Annotated in this window: 15 protein-coding genes; 6 read left to right on the top strand and 9 right to left on the bottom strand. The window is 58.6% G+C overall.

Annotation, left to right across the window (positions count from 1 at the left end):
* Positions 1 to 5 precede the first annotated feature (5 nt).
* Together EXN68_RS21270 and EXN68_RS21265 are read right to left on the bottom strand one after the other, a co-directional pair.
* A complete protein-coding gene (locus EXN68_RS21270) occupies positions 6 to 1,133 on the bottom strand; it encodes an LLM class flavin-dependent oxidoreductase (protein ID WP_065117654.1) in 1,128 nt (375 codons plus the stop codon).
* Positions 1,130 to 1,996 (bottom strand): ABC transporter substrate-binding protein, encoded by an 867-nt coding sequence (locus EXN68_RS21265; RefSeq protein WP_142842738.1) that lies wholly within the window; start codon positions 1,994 to 1,996, stop codon positions 1,130 to 1,132. The genes EXN68_RS21270 and EXN68_RS21265 overlap by 4 nt, the downstream gene beginning before the upstream one ends.
* 211 nt (positions 1,997 to 2,207) lie before the next feature.
* On the opposite strand from EXN68_RS21265, the gene EXN68_RS21260 reads away from it, so the two are divergent.
* Both EXN68_RS21260 and EXN68_RS21255 read left to right on the top strand, forming a co-directional pair.
* Positions 2,208 to 2,573 (top strand): ArsR/SmtB family transcription factor, encoded by a 366-nt coding sequence (locus EXN68_RS21260; RefSeq protein WP_065117652.1) that lies wholly within the window; start codon positions 2,208 to 2,210, stop codon positions 2,571 to 2,573.
* Position 2,574: 1 nt separating this feature from the next.
* Positions 2,575 to 3,204, top strand: a complete 630-nt coding sequence (locus EXN68_RS21255; protein ID WP_142842737.1) for a glutathione S-transferase family protein — start codon at positions 2,575 to 2,577, stop codon at positions 3,202 to 3,204.
* Here EXN68_RS21255 and EXN68_RS21250 read toward each other — a convergent pair.
* Both EXN68_RS21250 and EXN68_RS21245 read right to left on the bottom strand, forming a co-directional pair.
* Positions 3,201 to 5,036: an ABC transporter ATP-binding protein gene (locus tag EXN68_RS21250; protein ID WP_142842736.1), complete on the bottom strand. Its 1,836-nt coding sequence runs from the start codon at positions 5,034 to 5,036 to the stop codon at positions 3,201 to 3,203. The two genes, EXN68_RS21255 and EXN68_RS21250, sit on opposite strands and share 4 nt — an antisense overlap.
* A 215-nt stretch (positions 5,037 to 5,251) precedes the next feature.
* Positions 5,252 to 6,448, bottom strand: a complete 1,197-nt coding sequence (locus EXN68_RS21245; protein ID WP_142842735.1) for an aminotransferase class V-fold PLP-dependent enzyme — start codon at positions 6,446 to 6,448, stop codon at positions 5,252 to 5,254.
* Positions 6,449 to 6,535: 87 nt separating this feature from the next.
* Here EXN68_RS21245 and EXN68_RS21240 point away from each other — a divergent pair, with 87 nt between their 5' ends.
* On the top strand, positions 6,536 to 7,372 hold the full coding sequence (locus EXN68_RS21240) for an IclR family transcriptional regulator (RefSeq protein WP_065117648.1): 837 nt from the start codon (positions 6,536 to 6,538) through the stop codon (positions 7,370 to 7,372).
* A gap of 6 nt (positions 7,373 to 7,378) precedes the next feature.
* On the opposite strand, the gene EXN68_RS21235 is transcribed toward EXN68_RS21240, so the two are convergent.
* The 5 genes from EXN68_RS21235 to EXN68_RS21215 form a co-directional block, all read right to left on the bottom strand.
* Positions 7,379 to 7,873, bottom strand: a complete 495-nt coding sequence (locus EXN68_RS21235; RefSeq protein ID WP_020011822.1) for a RidA family protein — start codon at positions 7,871 to 7,873, stop codon at positions 7,379 to 7,381.
* 79 nt (positions 7,874 to 7,952) lie between these two features.
* Positions 7,953 to 9,176, bottom strand: coding sequence for an amidohydrolase/deacetylase family metallohydrolase (locus EXN68_RS21230; RefSeq protein ID WP_142842734.1), 1,224 nt, complete (start codon positions 9,174 to 9,176; stop codon positions 7,953 to 7,955).
* A gap of 1 nt (position 9,177) precedes the next feature.
* Positions 9,178 to 10,053: an ABC transporter permease gene (locus tag EXN68_RS21225; RefSeq protein WP_065117645.1), complete on the bottom strand. Its 876-nt coding sequence runs from the start codon at positions 10,051 to 10,053 to the stop codon at positions 9,178 to 9,180.
* Positions 10,053 to 10,994, bottom strand: coding sequence for an ABC transporter permease (locus tag EXN68_RS21220; protein WP_161991429.1), 942 nt, complete (start codon positions 10,992 to 10,994; stop codon positions 10,053 to 10,055). Before EXN68_RS21220 ends, EXN68_RS21225 begins: the two co-directional genes overlap by 1 nt.
* A 264-nt stretch (positions 10,995 to 11,258) precedes the next feature.
* Complete coding sequence (locus EXN68_RS21215; protein WP_142842733.1) at positions 11,259 to 12,785, bottom strand: ABC transporter substrate-binding protein; 1,527 nt, start codon at positions 12,783 to 12,785, stop codon at positions 11,259 to 11,261.
* A 434-nt stretch (positions 12,786 to 13,219) separates the two neighbouring features.
* On the opposite strand from EXN68_RS21215, the gene EXN68_RS21210 reads away from it, so the two are divergent.
* The 3 genes from EXN68_RS21210 (at position 13,220) to EXN68_RS21200 (ending at position 17,696) form a co-directional block, all read left to right on the top strand.
* Positions 13,220 to 14,344, top strand: coding sequence for a glycosyltransferase family 4 protein (locus tag EXN68_RS21210; RefSeq protein WP_142842732.1), 1,125 nt, complete (start codon positions 13,220 to 13,222; stop codon positions 14,342 to 14,344).
* 309 nt (positions 14,345 to 14,653) lie between these two features.
* Positions 14,654 to 16,390: a type I secretion system permease/ATPase gene (locus EXN68_RS21205; RefSeq protein WP_142842731.1), complete on the top strand. Its 1,737-nt coding sequence runs from the start codon at positions 14,654 to 14,656 to the stop codon at positions 16,388 to 16,390.
* Positions 16,383 to 17,696, top strand: coding sequence for an HlyD family type I secretion periplasmic adaptor subunit (locus EXN68_RS21200; protein WP_142842730.1), 1,314 nt, complete (start codon positions 16,383 to 16,385; stop codon positions 17,694 to 17,696). The genes EXN68_RS21205 and EXN68_RS21200 overlap by 8 nt, the downstream gene beginning before the upstream one ends.
* The last annotated feature ends 148 nt before the right edge of the window (positions 17,697 to 17,844 follow it).

Here is a 17,844-nt window from a genome sequence, read left to right as displayed (position 1 = left end):
CATGCTCAGGAGGCCTTGGCCGAGAGGTCGCGGTCGAACAGGGTCGACCAGGTGAATTGTTTTGCCGCTGACACTTCCCGCGATACATCGAGACGTGGCAGGACCTTTTCGCCGAAGCGGAAGGCTTCCTCCAGCAATGGCATGCCGGACAGGATAAAGGTGTTCACGCCCGCCTTCTTATAGGCCTCCAGCGTGCGGATGACAGTATCCGGCGAACCGACAATCGCGGTTCCGGGGCCCGGACGGACAAGCCCGATGCCGGCCCAGAGATTGGGGGCGATTTCCAGATCGCGCAGGTTTTCCGGCTTCTGCCCGCCATGCATCGCCGTCATGCGCTGCTGGCCGACGGAATCGGTCTTGCCGACAAAACGCTGGTTGGCGGCAATCGCGCGCTCATCCATGCGCCCGTAAAGGTCGGCGGCGGCGGCCCAGGCCTCTTCATCGGTGTCACGCACGATGACATAGAGCCGAATGCCATATTCCAGTTCGCGGCCAAGCTGTTCTGCCCGCGCCTTGACGAGATCGACCTTCGCGCCGATCTGATCGGGTGTTTCACCCCACGAGAGATAGGTCTCGACATGTTTGGCGGCAACATCGATGGCCTTGTCCGAAGAACCGCCGAACCACAAGGGCGGCGGTTCTATGCCCTGCCCCACCGGCAGTGCGAGTTTCGCGCCCTCGGTCTGGAAATGCCGCCCCTTGAAATCCACCGTCTCGCCGGCGAAAAGCCGGTGCCAGATCTGCAGATATTCATCCGCCATGTCGTAACGCTCATCATGCGGCATGGTCATGCCGTAAGCGCCGAGCATTTTCGCATCGCCAGAGACGACATTGATCAGCAGGCGGCCGCGCGAAAACTCCTGAAGCGTCGCCGCCATCTTGGCAAGCAGCGTCGGCGCGATCAGGCCCGGATGGATGGCGACCAGCAGTTTCAGCCGCTCGGTATGGGAGAGCAGTGCGCCCGCCAGAACCCAGACATCATGCGCGCCGGTGGCAAACAGCGCGCCGGTATAACCCAGCTGATCGTAAGCCAGCGCCAGCTGCCTGTAATAACCGAGATCAACCTTGCGGGAGCCTTCCGGCTGCCAGGGATAGGCGCCGTCGGGCGCGCACATGTACCAGAAAACATTCATCTGTCGCCTCCGACGCTGGCTGATTGCGGGGCCGGGCTTTGCCCGGTCTGAACCGGTAAAGAGAAATGGCCGTGCCTGTAAAGCGTATCGGCCTCCTCCTGCTGTTCGGCAAGGATATTTTCAGCGGCGGGCACCACGGAAAGATCGCGTGAGCGCAGCACCTTCGCCCAGGATGCCGCATCACCCTCACTGCCCGGTTCGGCGGCAAGCAGCGCCGCAGCCCTGTCGATATCCGCCATGACGGCGCGGCCGACGCGGTCCAGTTCGGCCGCAATCGCCTGTCTTGTCTCCTGCGCTATATTGTGACGCGCTAGCGTCCAGAACAGCGATCGGTTGGGAATGGTTGAACCGCAGCGGACCAGAAGGCTGATCTCCTCATGGGTCAGGGCCTTTTCCAGCCGTGGCGACATCGTTACCCAGGCATCGACACGGCCTTCCACGAGGTCGAGCAGGCTGTCGCTGTCACCGCTTTCAATCCGCGTCACATCCGAAAGACCAAGCCCCGCCCCTTCCAGGCTGCGGGCCAGAAGATAGGTGTGAAACGATCCATCGATCAGCGATATGCGCTTTCCCGAGAGATCAGCGGCAGAACGGATCGGGCTGTCGCGCCGCACGAGGATTGCGCCATTGGCGGACCTCGGCGCGGAAGCGGCGATATAGACTGCCGAAAGCCCGCGCGCATCCGCTTCAATGGGCGGTGTCGAGCCGGTGCCACCGAAATGGATGTCGCCCTTTTCCAGCAGAGCCGCCGTGTCGCGTCCTTCGCGATAGGTCACGAATTCCGGATTAAATTGCTCGAAAGCGCCGGGCCAGAGCCGGGCGAGCCGTAAATGCAGATTGTTGGGATGGACCCCGATTTTCATGTCGACACCTCATTTCACAATCAATCTACTTTTTTATAGAGTGTTTTCGAGGAACGTTTTGGCGATCCTCGGCCGGAAAGCGAAAGAGAAATCTACTAATCCTGTAGATTTTAAAAATTCTGCAGCCGACTAAAAACGACCTACATCAAGCCATTGAAATTTATCGACATACAATTTACTTTTTTATAGTCTGAAACAGGGACCAGTAGTTGTGACGAAACCGGTTTCCAATCTCATCTGCCGCAGCGTGGTGGAAGCGAGCGAGCTTCTGAAGCTTGTCGCCAACGCCAACCGTCTGGCCATCGTCTGTTACCTCATGGAAACGGAAGCGTCCGTTTCCGCACTGGAATATGAACTTGGTATCCAGCAGCCAACGCTTTCGCAGCAGCTCGCCGAATTGCGCGACGCCGGTATCATTGAAGGCACACGGGAAGGCAAGGCGGTGATCTATCGTGTCACCGACCCACGCATTATCCAGCTGGTTCTGACCCTGCGTGGTCTTTACAAGGACCTTTCCGATGTGACGGGCAAGAAAGGCCGTCGCGCCTTGCCGCTGGATGAGGCGATGTTCGACTGACATGATCGACCTGTACACCTGGATCACGCCGAACGGCCTCAAAATCTCGGTTGCGCTGGAAGAACTCGGCCTGCCCTATCGCAGCCACGCCATCGACATCGAAAAAGGCGAGCAGTTCGCGGCCGATTATATCCGCATCAATCCCGGCTCGAAAATTCCGGCAATCATCGACAATGACAACGGCACCGTCCTGACGGAATCAAACGCGATCCTCCTCTATCTCGCCGAAAAGGCCGGCCGGCTTCTGCCCGCCTCTGGCGCCGAGCGACTGACAGTCACCGAATGGCTGATGTGGCAGGCCGCCAATTTCGGCCCGACACTCGGTTATGCCCATTATTTCCTGACTTATAATGCCGGAGAGGCCCCCTTTGCCGAGGCACGTTTTGCCGCGGATGTGGAGCGCCTCTATCGGACATTGAACGACCGTTTAACGGGGCGGGAATATGTGGCGGGAGATTTTTCCATCGCCGATATCGCCATCTGGCCATGGGTGTCGCGTTTCGCGCGCCACAAAATCAATCTCGATGATTTTCCGGCGGTACAGCGGTGGTATCGCCAGCTTGGACAGCGGGAGAGTTTTAAGCGCGGTTATCGCGTCCCCTTCGCAACGTCGGACGTACCGGGGTTTTAACAGGCGACGAGGTGACCGGGCGAAACCTCGCGATATTCACGCGGCTTGACGACATAATCGACAGCGCGGATCGGACTTTTCAGCTCGTCATTGGCCGCACCGCGCCTTGTGTTGCGGCGGTCCGGGTCCGGCACCGGCACGGCGGCCATAAGCTTGCGGGTATAGTCGTGCTGCGGATTGTCGAAGACATCAGCACGTGGGCCGATTTCGACGATCTCGCCGAGATACATCACCGCCACCCGGTGGCTGACGCGTTCCACCACCGCCATGTCATGGGATATGAAGAGGAAGGCAAGATCGAGGCTTTGCTGCAGATCCAGCATCAGGTTGATGACCTGCGCCTTGATCGAGACATCCAGCGCCGAGACGCTTTCATCGGCGACGATGACCTTCGGCTGCAGCGCCAGCGCGCGGGCAATACAGATGCGCTGCCGCTGGCCGCCGGAAAATTCGTGCGGGTAACGCGCCGCCATATCCGGCGAGAGACCGACCTTTTCCAGCATGTCGGCCACCACATCCTTCGCTTCGCGGGCGCTGCCCATGCGGTGTTCCAGAAATGGTTCGGCAATCGCCGCACCCACCGTCATGCGCGGGTTGAGCGAGGCAAAAGGGTCCTGAAAGATCATCTGCACCGTCTTGCGCATTTCGCGCATGCCCATCTTGTCGAGGGCGAGAATATTCTCGCCATTCACCACCACCGAACCGGCATCCGGCTCGATCAGCCGCATGATGGCACGACCGGTGGTCGACTTGCCGCAGCCGCTTTCGCCCACCAGCGATAGTGTCTCCCCGGCCCTCAGATCGAAGGACACGTTTTCCACCGCGTGGACGCGGCCGCTGAGCCGTCCCAGCAGGCCGGAGTGGATGTCGAAACGCTTGGTCAGCCCCTCAACCTTCAGCACCGGCTGGGCGCTGGCGTCAACGGTATCGGCCGGACGCGCCGGCTCCTGCGTTTCCCCCGTGGTGGTGTTGACGATGGGAAACCGGAGCGGTCTTTCCTCACCCGTCATCGACCCGAGAACCGGAACGGCGGACAAAAGCGCGCGCGTATAGGGATGTTTGCCGCGGTGGAAGATATCCGCCGTCGCGCCGACTTCCACCTGTTCGCCGCGATACATGACGACGGTACGGTCGGCAATCTCAGCCACCACGCCCATGTCATGGGTGATGAACAGGACGGAGGTGCCCTCCTCTTCCTGAAGCGTCTTGATGAGGTCGAGAATCTGGCCCTGAATGGTCACATCGAGTGCCGTCGTCGGCTCGTCAGCGATCAGGAGCTTCGGCCGGGACGCAAGCGCCATGGCGATCATCACGCGCTGGCGCATGCCGCCGGAAAAGCGGTGCGGATATTCATCGAAACGCGAGGCGGCGGAGGGTATGCGGACCTTTTCCAGCAGGCGGATCGTCTCGGCCCGCGCATCGGCTTTCGACATCGGCTGATGGCACAGCAGAGCCTCGGAAATCTGGTCGCCGATGGTGAAGAGCGGATTGAGGCTGGTCATCGGCTCCTGAAAGATCATCGCCACCTCATTGCCCCGCACCCGCCGCATGGCGTCCTCGGAAAGCGAGAGCAGGTTGCGACCGCCAAGCAGGATTTCACCCTGCACCCTGCTGCTTTCCCGATCCAGCAGCCGCATGATGGAAAGCGATGTCACGCTTTTGCCCGAACCACTTTCACCGACGATCGCAACCGTCTCGCCCGGCCCGACATCAAAGGAAATATCACGCACCACCGGTTTCCAGCCGCCATCCACGTGAAAGGACGTGGTGAGATTGCGGACGGAAAGCACGGCATCTTCGGCACTAAGCGGTGCTGCCTGCGGCATGGTCATGATCGTTCCCTTTTCTTTATTCTGGTTGCAATGCTTGGGCGGGCAGTTACCGCGGGTTTCTTCTCCCCGAGGGGGAGAAGGTGGCCCGAAGGGTCGGATGAGGAGGCAACACCAGCGATAGACCGCACCCCTGCCCCCTCATCCCGCTGCCGCGGACTTCTCCCCCTCGGGGAGAAGAAGCTCGCGGCACCCGCTCGTTCCATATGCAGTCGTTATTAGTCCGGCCAGCGCAGCATGCCGTCGAAACGGTGGCGGCTGCGGTCTTCGAACGGTGTCGCGATCACCTCGTTGGAGGCGCGCGCCTTATCCAGCTCTTCCGCCAGGCGGGAAGCCACGATGGTTTCCTGGCCGGGATGCAGGTTGCAGGGGTCGAGATAGAAATAACGGTGTTCCACCTCGTGATCGCGGGTAATGATCGGCGGATTGCCTCTGGCCAGCGCCGTCGTAAGGTCCCATGCGGTGATATGGGCTTCTTCGGCATCGATGATGACGCGCAGCCGGTCGAGCGGGTTATTGGTCGGGTCGGGCTCGATCAGCGCCGTCACGCCGGGGCGTCCATCCAGCGTCTTTTTCCAGAGGTTGAGATAGCCGGTTTCACGCTCGCGGATGCCGTCATGGTCACGCTTTTCCCAGGCTTCCAGCGCCGCCATGACGCCATAAATGCTTTCCTTGCCGACCTTCATGCCGCGGCCGATGCCCATATTCTGGAGGAAAGCGTTGCGCACCAGTTCCTTTTTGCCGGCGACGATGCCGGAAGTGGGACCGCCAAGGAACTTGTGGCCGGAATAGAGGACAACATCCGCGCCCGTCGCCAGAAACAGCTCCAGGTCATATTCGGACGCCGCATCGACGATAACAGGCACGCCCTTGGCGTGGGCAATCTCGACGAATTCGGAAAGGTGCAGCAGACCGTAATTCACCACATGGTGCGAGACGACATAGACCGCCGCCGCCGTCTTTTCGGTGATGGCGTTTTCCATGTGGAAACGATGGGTCGATGTCGCCTGCCCGATCAGCACCACCTTGCCGCCGCCGAGGCGGATTGCCTGATCCACCGGCGCGCCATAGCTCACCACATGCCCCATCTGCACCAGAACTTCGTTCTTCTCAGGCGCGACATCGGGCAGCTTTTCGATGGCCAGCAGATTATTGCCGGTAATGGCGCCTGCTACAGCAAGGCTGATGCCGGAGGAGCAGGACGCCGTGACGAAACCGGCCTCGCCGCCCGTCAGCCGTGCAATGATCGCGCTCGCCTTGCGTTGCAGATCATTGATCTCGACGAATTGCGGCAGGATGGCCGCCATGGCCTGAACGGCCTCGGGAACGACAATCGACGCGCCGAGCGAGGTCATGGTGCCCGAGACGTTGATGACCGGGCGAAGGCCGATCCTGCTTCTGATATCCTCGGTCATGTCTTTCTCCTGTCTTTGCGATGCGATAGGCATCGACATATATGCCATAATAATGTAATAGCTTCTCAAAACCATGAGGAGCCAAAATTGGACGCCCATAGACTGGACGAAATGCCTTCAACCGCCGTGTCTCCCACGGAGGAAAATCCGGACGCGAAGACGGCCAAGCGCTCGCGCGTCAGCGGCATCGACCGTGCGCTTCAGGTTATTGATTACCTTTACGAAACCGGATCGCCAGCCGGCGCTTACGCGATTGCCAAGGCCATCAAGGCACCACTTTCCACCGTCTATGTGATCATTGACGATCTCGTCGAAAAGAACATGCTGGCGCGCAATGCCGATGGCAATATCTGGCTCGGCGCGCGGCTTTACCATTATGGCCTTGCCTATGCCCGCTCGCTGGATTTCATGGGTGTCGCCACCCACGAAATGCACGATCTGTGCCGCCATGCGGGCGAGACCGTGCAGCTTTGCGGCCGCGATGGCGACCATATGCTTGTTCTGGCCATGGCCGATGGTCCAAGCCATTTTCAGGTCGCGTCGCGCGTCGGCACCCGTGTTCCCCTGAACTGGACGGCCTCCGGCCGCCTGCTCGTCGGTCATTTGCCGGAGGCGGAGCGTGTCGAACTGTTCAAGCGCTGCGCCCGCACCTCGCCCACTGGCCGCGCGGAAATCAACCCGGAGACCCTGTCGCAATCGGCAGGTGCCGCTTTCCATGACCGCCTGTCGATACAGGTCGCCGAATCCGATTACGCCGTCGCCTGCATTGCCTCGCCGATCTGCGACAACAGGGGCGAATGCGTTGCGACGATTTCCATCGTGCTGCCGGAACAGAAGGTGCTGGCGGACGAAAACCATTACACCGAACAGGTCAGGGTCTCGGCAGAACGGATCGAAAAGCTGATGGGCTGGCGCAACCATTAAACGGCCTCACCCCTTGAGCGCGACGATGGCTTCGATCTCAACGGTGATGTTGCCCGGCAATGAGCCGAAACCCACGGCGGAGCGGGCATGTTGTCCCGCATCGCCGAACACATCGATGAAGAGATCGGAGCAGCCATTGATAACGCTCGGGTGATCGCGGAAATCGCTGACGGCATTGACCATGCCGAGCAGCTTGACCACCTTTTTCACCCGCGACAGATCACCCAGCGCCTCATGCATGACGGCAAGCAGATTGATGCCGGTGAGACGCGCATGATTATAGGCCTCTTCCAGCCCGATTTCCGCGCCCACCTTGCCGGCATAGAGATGGCCATTTTCTTCCCGCGGCCCCTGGCCCGAGAGATAAAGCATGTTGCCTTCCACCACATGGGTGACGAAATTGGCAATTGGCGGCGGCGGCGGCGGCAGGGAGATGCCGAGCGCAGCGAGCCGGTCATAGGGCGAAAGGTGCCCTTCTGCATCAAGCGAAGACTGTTTCACGCGAATTCCTCATAATGCCGGGACGGGTATCCCGTAATGTCTGCGGAAGGCGGAGCGTGCCCCGCCATTCCATTCGGGTTCAGCGCCAGGAATAACCATGGCTGTGGCGCACCAGCTTGCGCGCCCTTGGAATGTAACGGCTGGCGGCAATCGCTTCCGTGCCGATGACCGCGTAACGCGGCTCGAACAGACGCGTCAGGCGCGCCACATCGCCATTTGAATCGGTCGCTTCCAGATCGGCATCCACGAGATCGAAAATGGTGAAGTCGGCGCGCTGACCAACATCGAGACGGTTTTCCATATCGAGGCGGATGACGGAGGCCGGATTGCGGGTAACGGCCTCGACGACATTTTCGAAGGGCATATCGACCGACAGCAGCTTCGACATGGTCGTCGCCAGATCCCAGACCGGGAAATTCATCGAATGGCCATGCAAATCCGTCGAGATCGAGAACGGCAACAGGCCGCGTGCAATTGCCGCTTCCGCCACCTTGAAGGAGAAGGAGGCGCCGCCATGGCCGATATCCAGCCGGATGCCTTCACCGGCGCAGCGTTCGGCAAGGTTGAACAGGTCCTCGTCTTCCATGATGCTGGAGCCCGACTTGCCGTTGAAGCAATGGGTCACGACATCACCGGGGCCGAGAATTTCCAGCACCTCGTCATAAAGTGCGGGCGGTTCGCCCACATGCACCATCATCGGCACCTTCAGGATCTTGGCGATCTTCTTGCCGAGCTTGACCGGCGTCACACCCCAGGAACCGGTGATGACATGGCTCGCCCGCACCTTCAGGCCGACAATATGCTCGCTGTTTTCGGCGTAACATTCGAGGATACGATCTAGGTCGATATCCTTGATGTCGCGCAGTTCCGGCACCCGGTTGCAGGCAACAAGGCCGATGGAACCGAGATTGAGAAAGGCCTTGATGCGCTCTCTCGAGGGCTCGATGATATATTCGCGGAAACCGTGGAAATTCGCCTCGCCTGCCGAACCGGCATCCACCAGCGTCGTGACGCCGCGTTCCGCCCCGCATTCGGAGGGGCGGATGGAGATATCGGTGCCGCCGTGCCAGATGTGCACGTGCAGATCCACCCAGCCGGGCGAGATGAAGGCGCCCTTGGCATCGATACGCTGTGCATCCGCAGGCGCCTGCAGGGCAGAGCCTACCGCGGCAATCTTGCCATCGCCGCCGATCAGAATATCGGTCGAGGCCTGGGACGCCCCCTTTCCGAAACCGACGGGTTTGACATTGGTGAGAAGAATAGGAGCTTGAAGAGGCGCTTTCGCCTGTTCGCCGGACGACATATTACAAATCCCTTCGCAGTCTTGGGTCGAGCATGTCCCGCAGCCCGTCGCCGACCATTTGCAGCGACAGCACGGAAAGAATGATGGCAAAGCCGGGGAAATAGGTCATCCAGTCAGCCTGGCCGATATATTGGCGGCCAGCGGAGATCATGGTTCCCCAGGTGGGAATTTCGGGGCTGACACCGAGCCCCAGAAAGGAAAGGCCCGCCTCGGCCAGCATGGCGCTGGCGAAAAGGAAGGTGCATTGCACGAGGATGGGCGAGACCAGATTGCGCAGCACATGCCGCGTCATGATGTGGAAGGTGGAAATGCCAAGCGCCTTCGCCGCCTCCACATAGGGCAACTCACGGATCACCAGCGTCGAGGCGCGCACGATGCGGGCAAGGCGCGGCGAATAAACGACGGCAAGCGCGATGATGACGGTGGTCAGCGACGGGCCGAGTGCCGCCACCAGCGCAATCGCCAGCAGAATATCCGGAAAGGCCATCATCGCATCGATCAGGCGCGCAATCGGCGTATCCAGCTTCTGGAAGAAACCGGCGAGCAGGCCGAGCGTGATGCCGATCAGCGCCGAAAGCGCCACCACGGCGGCCCCGACCAGAAGTGACAGTCTTCCGGCATAGATGGTGCGGGAAAACACGTCGCGGCCGAACTCGTCGGTGCCGAACCAGTAAATTTCACTCGGCGGCTTCAGGCGGTTCACGATCGACAGTTTCGACGGCGAATAAGGCGCAATCATCGGCGCGAAAACGGCAAGCAGCACGAAGACGACGAGAACGATAAGACCGGCAGCGACCGTCTTGCGCTTCAACAGACGCCGAATGAACAGGATGGTCGGGTTGCGCGCCGGCGGGGTGGTGGAAACAATATCGGCCATCAGTAACGAACCCTCGGATCGACCAGCAAATAAAGCATGTCGATTGCAAAATTGATGAGCACGTAAAGCCCGGCGATGATGAGAAGCGCGCCCTGAATGACCGGATAATCCCGCCGGAGCACGGCTGAGACGACGAGATTGCCGACGCCCGGCAGGCCGAAGACGGTTTCCGTTACCACTGCACCGGAAATCAGCACGGCGGCGGTGAGGCCAAGCACGGTGAGGATGGGAATGAGCGCATTCTTCAGCGCATGTTTCATCACCACCCGGCGCTCCTTGACGCCCTTGGCTCTGGCGGTGCGGACATAATCGTCACCGAGAACATCCAGCATCGAGGCGCGGGTGAAGCGCAGAATGAGCGCGGAGGAAACGAGGCCGAGCGCTATTGCCGGCAAGGTCAGGTGATACATGCGCTCAAGGAAGCTCGCGCCCGGCCCGCCATAACCCGAAACCGGAAACAGATCGAGCCGCACGGCAAAGACCTGCATGAGGATGAGGCCGAGCCAGAAGCTCGGAATGCTCGCCGCCAGCATTGCAATGGTGGTGGCTGCCTGATCCACGAAGGAACCGCGCCGGTAAGCGGCGTAGATGCCGATGGGCAGCGCGATGACGCTGGCAATCAGCAGCGAAAAGATCGTCAGGAAGAAAGTCGGCTCCGCCCGGTCCAGCAGTGCCGATCCAACCGGCATGTTGAGGAAGATCGACTGGCCGAGATCGCCCTTCAGCAACTGGCCGATATAATAGACATATTGCACGCCAAGCGACTGATCGAGACCGAGCCGGGTGCGCAGCTCGGCAATATCCTGCGCCGAGGCATCCGGCCCCAGCATCACGGCTGCCGGGTCTCCGGGGGTGACGCGCAGGATGACGAAAACGATGGTGACGACGAGGAACATCACCACGATCATTCCAGCAAGTCTTTGGAAAATATACCGTATCACGTATCAAGGCTCCGAAGCGGGTGATAGGCCGCGACCAGGCGACGGTTGAACTGAGTTAAAGATGAATGCCGACACCTCCGGCACTCAGGGTCGGGAAAAACGCTTACTTCCGTCATGCCGGACTTGATCCGGCATCCAGCTATCACGCGTCGGCGTGGTAAAAGAATCCCTTGCGATCAAAGACTTGATCGCGCTGGATCCCGGCTCAAGGCCGGGATGACGGGGTGCGGCCGTAGCACCCAGCACCCCGAGACCAAGCTGATCCTATTTCGTGACCGAAGCGTTCCAGAAATACGGCCACGGAGCCGGGTCGACACCATCAAGCTTGTTGGACTTGGCCGCGGCGGCGTTGAAGTCGCCGATCTTGATGAGCGGCAGCTCGGCATAGATCGTCTTCTGTACGTTGGCCCAAAGCGCGAGGCGCTTTTCCGGATCGGCTTCCGACGTGAAGGCGTCAACTGCCGCCTTGCGTGCCGGCGTATCCCACCAGCCCGGTGAGCTGGTGGACAGAGCTCCCATCAGCGCCGGTTCCGGCAGGAAGGGGCTGTGGCTGATATAGATGTCCCAAAGCTTCGGATCGGCGCGGCGCTGCGTCAGCGTCGCCCAGTCCACCACCTGCATATCCACCTTGAAACCGGCAAGTTTCAGATATTCCGCCGCCACCTGCGCCATCTTGTAATGGAACTCATATTGGCGGCTGGTGAGGATGCGCAGTGGCTCGCCATTATAACCGGCTGCCTTCAGCTTTTCGGCGGCGGCTTCCGGGTTGCCGACATTATAATTGCCCTCGACACCCTCTTCCGTGTGCCAGGAGAAATTGTCGGGGTAATAGGCACCGTCCAGCGCGTAGAAATCCGTGCTGCCGAAAGCGGCTGCGAGCATGTCGTCCATGTTCAAGGCTTCGGTCACGGCCTTGCGGACCTCGAGCTTGGAAGCAAGCCCCTCCTTGGTGTTGAACACGAAGACCGGGAAACCGAATGGTTTCAGCATCATCGGCTGCGAGGCCGACGAGGACTTCACCTTGTCGAAGGATTCCACCGGAATGGAATCGACATAGTCGTATTGTCCGGAAACAGCGGCTTCGACGCGGGTATTCGGATCAGGCACCGGAACGAAGCGGATTTCATCGAGATACTGATGGCGTGCACCACCATAACCGTCGCTTTCGCCATCACGGGATTTGTAACCATCGAACCGCACGAGCTGGATATATTGGTCCGCCTTGCGTTCCTTCAGCATATAAGGACCGGTGCCGACAAATTCGGCCATCGGCTCCGCCTGTTTTTCAGCCGGCAGAATGATGGCGGCGGAGTTGTTGAAAGCCAGAAGCGAGGTCAGCGGCGCATAGGCCTGCTTGAGGGTGATCGTCACCGTTCCGGCATCGGGCGCGGAAATATTGTCGATGAAACCGGCGGCCTGCTTGCCGCGCGAGGCGATCTTCATCCAGCGGCCGAGCGAGGCGACGACATCTTCCGAGGTCATGTCGCTTCCATCATGGAACTTGATGCCCTGCCTGAGCTTGATCGTGTAAGTTTTGCCATCCGCACTGATTTCCGGCAGACTTTCGGCCAGAAGCGGCGTCACCTTCCAGCCCTTGTCGAAGGTGTAAAGCGTTTCGAAAATATGCTGCGTGACGATGCCGACCAGATCGGCGGTCGAGGCCATGGGATCGAGTGTCGGCGGCTCGCCGATCGTCGCGACGTTGATGACGCCACCCTTCTCCGCGGCCATCATCACACCCGGCGCCAGCAACAGCGCGGCGGTGGCGAGAAATGCAATCTTACGTCTCATGTTAAAGCTCCCAGCTTTTTTTATCAACTCGATGTTCCATTATTATGTTATATGCATCTTTATAACAGAATATCTTGATAAGACGCCTTGTCAATGACCTCGTGGCGAGATCTCGGAATTCATGGGTTGAGGAACCAGCAGGAAATCTTTGCCAGCGTTAAAAGCAAGCTTTTGGGAATGACGGCCACGTCTTCCGGGCGAGACAGAAGAGAATTAACAGGTCGGGATATTTCGCATTTGCGAACAAACTGCTATTGAAGATCGAACCAAGACCAGTTTTCGACCGACATCGCTTAGCATTCCTATTATTTTCATATCATTCCGTCTCCGGCAGCCGCTTTTTCAGGACTGGAGACAAGCAGGCCATTCTATACCGCCGAGTTTTTCCAGGGCGGATTATAAATTTTTATTACGTTGAAATTATTGAGGAAATTATGAAGACGGCAATCGTCCATGACTGGCTCACCGACCGAGGTGGGGCTGAAAAGGTGCTTCACAACCTTCTCGAAATCTATCCTCACGCGGATCTTTATTGCCTTGTCGATTTCATGAGCGAGCGCGACCGGGGTTTCCTCGGCGGGCGGCCCGTCAACACCTCTTTCATCCAGAAACTGCCCTTCGCCCGGAAGAAATACCGTTCCTATTTACCGTTAATGCCGCTTGCCATCGAACAATTTGATCTCAGCGGCTACGATCTGGTGATCTCCTCAAGCTATGCCGTCGCCAAGGGTGTCATCACCGGTCCGGGCCAGTTTCACGTCTCCTATATCCACAGCCCCATCCGTTATGCCTGGGATCTCCAGCACCAATATCTGAAAGAAACAAAACTCAATCGCGGCTTCGCCTCATGGATTGCGCGCGCCATCCTGCACTATATTCGCATGTGGGATATACGAACCGCCAACGGCGTTGACCTGATGACGGTCAATTCCAAATTCATTCGCAACCGGGTGCGCAAATGTTACGGGCGCGATTCAACGGTGATCTATCCGCCGGTGGATACCTCGCATCTGTCTCCCTCCGAATGGAAAGGCGACTATTTCGTTACCGCGTCGCGGCTAGTGCCCTACAAGAAGGTACACCTGATCGTCGAAGCCTTTGCGAAGATGCCCGAGAAACGCCTCGTCGTCATCGGCGACGGACCCGACATGAAACGTATTCGCGACATCGCCGCGCCCAACGTTGAAATCCTTGGCTTCGTCGGCAATGAGGAGCTTCATAAATACATGGCGGAAGCCAGGGCCTTCGTTTTTGCGGCAGAAGATGACTTCGGCATCGTGCCGGTGGAATCGCAGGCGCTCGGAACACCGGTCATCGCCTATGGCAGAGGCGGCGTGCTTGAAACGGTCATCCCGCTCGGCGCTTCAAACCAGCCGACGGGCCTCTATTTCGGCGAACAGACACCGGAAGCGATCTGTGCCGCCGTGCAGGAATTCGTCGACAATTCCGAGCGCTTCGACAAGAACGCCTGCATCGACAATGCCGCCCGCTTCTCACGGGAACGTTTCCTGCGGGAATTTGCCGATACCGTGAATTTTGCACTGGCGGAACGGGCCTGAACGTCAACGACCCGTTGCGCGGCTGAAGACCGAGCCGTGTCGATCGATAATGCTAAACCGCTGGCGGCACGCCTGTTAATGACCGCACCGAAGTAGATCCGGATCAGCGATCTCGCCTCAGCGCGAAGCATTTAAATATCGAGGATGCATACACAAAGGCCAGCCCTAATTATTAGCCGGATTTATTTTTGCAGGTTGCCCCCGCGGCACTAATCCTAAGATGCTTTAATCGGTTTATCCAGTTCATTATCAAACAGCATTGCCTAATTTTATTTATTGTGCAATTTTCGCGCAGTTTTAGGTGTTGATATGTTTTTATTTAATTCTTTTTTAACAAAAAATAGGCGCGCTTTTTTTGCTGTTGGCCTTGCCAGTGCGCTGATGAATATTCTTAATCTTTCCGGCTCGCTCTTCATGCTGGAGGTTTACGATCGCATTTTGCCCAGCAAGAGCATCCCTTCGCTTGTCGCGCTGGTCGTTCTCCTCATCATCCTTTACGCCTTTCTGATGGGCTTTGACGTTTTGCGCAGCCGGATATTGGCGCGTATCGCCGATACCATCGACGACGCGCTCAATCAGAAGCTTTTCAGGGCATCGATCGGCGCTCCTCTTCTTGCCTCCGCCAAGATCGATGGCTTGCAGATCGTCGGCGATCTCGATCAGATACGTCAGTTTTTGTCCGGTCCGGGCCCCGGAGCATTTTTCGACATTCCCTGGCTCCCCATCTATCTGCTGATCTGTTTTGCCCTGCACCCGTGGATCGGCTTTGCCGTGCTTGGCGGCGCCGTCATTCTCGTCATCTTGACGCTTTTGACCAATTGGCTCACCGAAAAGGCGACCAAACAGGCTTATGCCGCGCGTGGGCAGAGAAACACGCTCGTGGGCAACAGTCAGCGCAATATTGAATCCATCAGGACCATGGGGATGATGGGTGCGGTGACCTCGATGTGGAGCGATCTGCATTCCCAATATCGTGCCGTCACCCTCTCGACCTCCGATACGGCAGGCATGCTTGGCGCGATATCGCGCACATTCCGCCTGCTGCTGCAATCCGGCGTCATGGCAATCGGCGCCGTGCTGGTCATCGATGGCAATGCATCAGCGGGCAGCATCATCGCAGGCTCGATCCTTTCGGCAAAGGCGCTTGGCCCCGTCGAACATGCAATAGCCAACTGGCGCAGTTTCATGACGGCGCGACAGGGCTGGAAGCGCATCAACGAATTTCTTGAACTGGTGCCTGAGCCGCCGCCGCCACTTTCTCTGCCGCGGCCGCAATATACCGTTGCCGTCGATCGTGTGACGGGTGGGCCGCCGAGTGCTGCGCGCGATACGGTTGCCGATATTTCCTTTACGCTGAATGCTGGCGACGGGCTTGGTATCATTGGCCCAAGCGCGTCCGGAAAATCAACGCTGGCGCGCCTGATGACGGGGATCTGGCCCTATGAGCGCGGTTCCGTGCGCTTCGATGGCGCAGCGTTGAACCAATGGGATTTCGAGGTTCTCGGCAAATCCATCGGTTACATGCCCCAGCAGGTGGAGTTGATGGCGGGAACCGTCGCGCAGAATATCGCACGATTTGACCGTGATGCGACAGCGGAAGCAATCGTTGCGGCGGCCAAGGCGGCTCAGGTTCATGACCTGATCCTGAGCCTGCCCAGCGGTTACGACACCTATATCGGCGATCGTGGCGAGGCCTTATCGGGCGGGCAGAAGCAGCGCATCGGCCTTGCCCGCGCGCTTTTCGGCGAACCGTTTTTTGTGATTCTGGATGAGCCTAACTCCAATCTGGACAGCGAAGGCGAGATGGCGCTGCGCAATGCAATCGGCGACATCAGGGCGCGGGGCGGCATCGTTGTTGTCATCGCCCATCGTCCCAGCGCCATTGAAAGCGTCAATCTCGTGATGGTCATGAGCGGCGGCCGGATGCTGCGCTTCGGCACCAAGGAAGAAGTGCTGGCGCAAATCCTACGGCAAAACCTGCATCAGGTGCCGGCCGCGGAGGAAGAAACGCGCAGGATCGAAAACCGGGTGGGCGAAAATGGTTGAGCAGGAAACAGCCGGCGTCACGAATGCGTCTCTCGTAAAGCATTCCGCCGCAGTGATGGTTCTCGCCATCGGCCTGCTCGTCGGATTGGGCGGCTGGGCAGCCATGGCAAAGCTTGCCGGCGCAGTCGTCGCCACGGGACGGGTCGTCGTCGAAGGCAACTCCAAGAAAATCCAGCACCTTTCCGGCGGCATTGTCAGCGAGATCAGGGTCGCCGAAGGCGACAGGGTCGATGCAGGGCAGATTTTACTGCGGCTGAGCGACACGATCGTTCAGGCCAATTTATCCATCGTGGAGAACACGCTCGCGCAGCTTTACTCGCGCCGTGCCCGTCTGCGCGCCGAAATTACCGAGGCCGCGTCTTTCACCGTGCCGGAAGATCTGGTGGAATTGACCAATCCGAAATCCGCCAGGACATTCATCGACAGCGAACAGGGGCTTTTTAACAGCCGCCTCAGCGCGCTGACCGGCATGAAAAAACAGCTGGCAACGCGCAAGGAGCAACTTCTTGACGAGGCGCGAGGCATGGGCGTTCAGGTTGAGGCAACCGAAAACGAGCTTGCCATCGTCAAGGAGGATGTTTCCAAGACGCAGGAACTTTACAGCAAGGGGCTCGTCACGCTTCAGCGGCTCAATCTCTTGAAGCGGCAGCTGTCCAACCTCGAAGGCCAGCAGGGCCAATATATGGCGGCCCGCGCCCAGACGGTGGGCAAGATGAGTGAAATGGACCTGCAGCTGCTGCAGCTCGACGAAGACCGAAAGTCCGAAGTTACCAAAGACCTGACATCGGTCGAGGCAACGGTCGCCGAATACGAAGAACGGCTTGCCGCAACCCGCGATCAGCTGGATCGCCTTGATATTCGTTCACCGATCGCCGGGCGTGTCTATCAGCTTTCCGTGCACAATATAAATGGTGTCATTCAGCCGGGCGAAGTGCTGATGCTGGTGGTGCCGGAGAAAGACGACCTTGCAATCGAAGCGGACATACTTCCGCGAGACATTGACCAGATTTACGTCGGCCAGCCGGTCACCATCCGGTTCACGGCCTTCAACCAGAGCACGACACCTGATGTCGTTGCCGAAGTCGCCGTCGTCGCTCCTGATCTACAGATGGATTCCCGAACCGGGGCCTCCTTTTACACCCTGCGGATCAAACCGGATAAGATCGGGATGCAGCATCTTCCGGGCGGAAAACTATACCCGGGAATGCCGGCGGAAGTCTTCATACAGACGAGTGAGAGAAGCGTGCTGTCCTATTTCGTGAAACCGTTTCAGGACCGGCTTAATAAAACGTTCATACAGGAATAAGCTTCTTTACGCTGCATATTATCCAAATGAAAACATTCACAAAATATGCGGGTAGACACTCAGTATAGTTAAAAATAAGCGTAAATTAGTCTCTTGTTTTATTATTTTTTATGGATTAAATATCGTAGGCATTGCTAAGTTTAGAGTA

This window comes from Martinezella rhizogenes (assembly GCF_007002745.1).
Classification (GTDB): domain Bacteria; phylum Pseudomonadota; class Alphaproteobacteria; order Rhizobiales; family Rhizobiaceae; genus Agrobacterium; species Agrobacterium cucumeris.
This window is presented reverse-complemented; position numbering and strand designations above follow the sequence as displayed.

What these genes read in the sequence shown, in the direction of transcription:
- EXN68_RS21270 (WP_065117654.1), bottom strand. Translation starts at nt 1,133, where the DNA reads ATGAATGTTTTCTGGTACATGTGCGCGCCCGACGGCGCCTATCCCTGG.
- EXN68_RS21265 (WP_142842738.1), bottom strand. Translation starts at nt 1,996, where the DNA reads ATGAAAATCGGGGTCCATCCCAACAATCTGCATTTACGGCTCGCCCGG.
- EXN68_RS21255 (WP_142842737.1), top strand. Translation starts at nt 2,575, where the DNA reads ATGATCGACCTGTACACCTGGATCACGCCGAACGGCCTCAAAATCTCG.
- EXN68_RS21250 (WP_142842736.1), bottom strand. Translation starts at nt 5,036, where the DNA reads ATGACCATGCCGCAGGCAGCACCGCTTAGTGCCGAAGATGCCGTGCTT.
- EXN68_RS21245 (WP_142842735.1), bottom strand. Translation starts at nt 6,448, where the DNA reads ATGACCGAGGATATCAGAAGCAGGATCGGCCTTCGCCCGGTCATCAAC.
- EXN68_RS21230 (WP_142842734.1), bottom strand. Translation starts at nt 9,176, where the DNA reads ATGTCGTCCGGCGAACAGGCGAAAGCGCCTCTTCAAGCTCCTATTCTT.
- EXN68_RS21225 (WP_065117645.1), bottom strand. Translation starts at nt 10,053, where the DNA reads ATGGCCGATATTGTTTCCACCACCCCGCCGGCGCGCAACCCGACCATC.
- EXN68_RS21215 (WP_142842733.1), bottom strand. Translation starts at nt 12,785, where the DNA reads ATGAGACGTAAGATTGCATTTCTCGCCACCGCCGCGCTGTTGCTGGCG.
- EXN68_RS21210 (WP_142842732.1), top strand. Translation starts at nt 13,220, where the DNA reads ATGAAGACGGCAATCGTCCATGACTGGCTCACCGACCGAGGTGGGGCT.
- EXN68_RS21205 (WP_142842731.1), top strand. Translation starts at nt 14,654, where the DNA reads ATGTTTTTATTTAATTCTTTTTTAACAAAAAATAGGCGCGCTTTTTTT.
- EXN68_RS21200 (WP_142842730.1), top strand. Translation starts at nt 16,383, where the DNA reads ATGGTTGAGCAGGAAACAGCCGGCGTCACGAATGCGTCTCTCGTAAAG.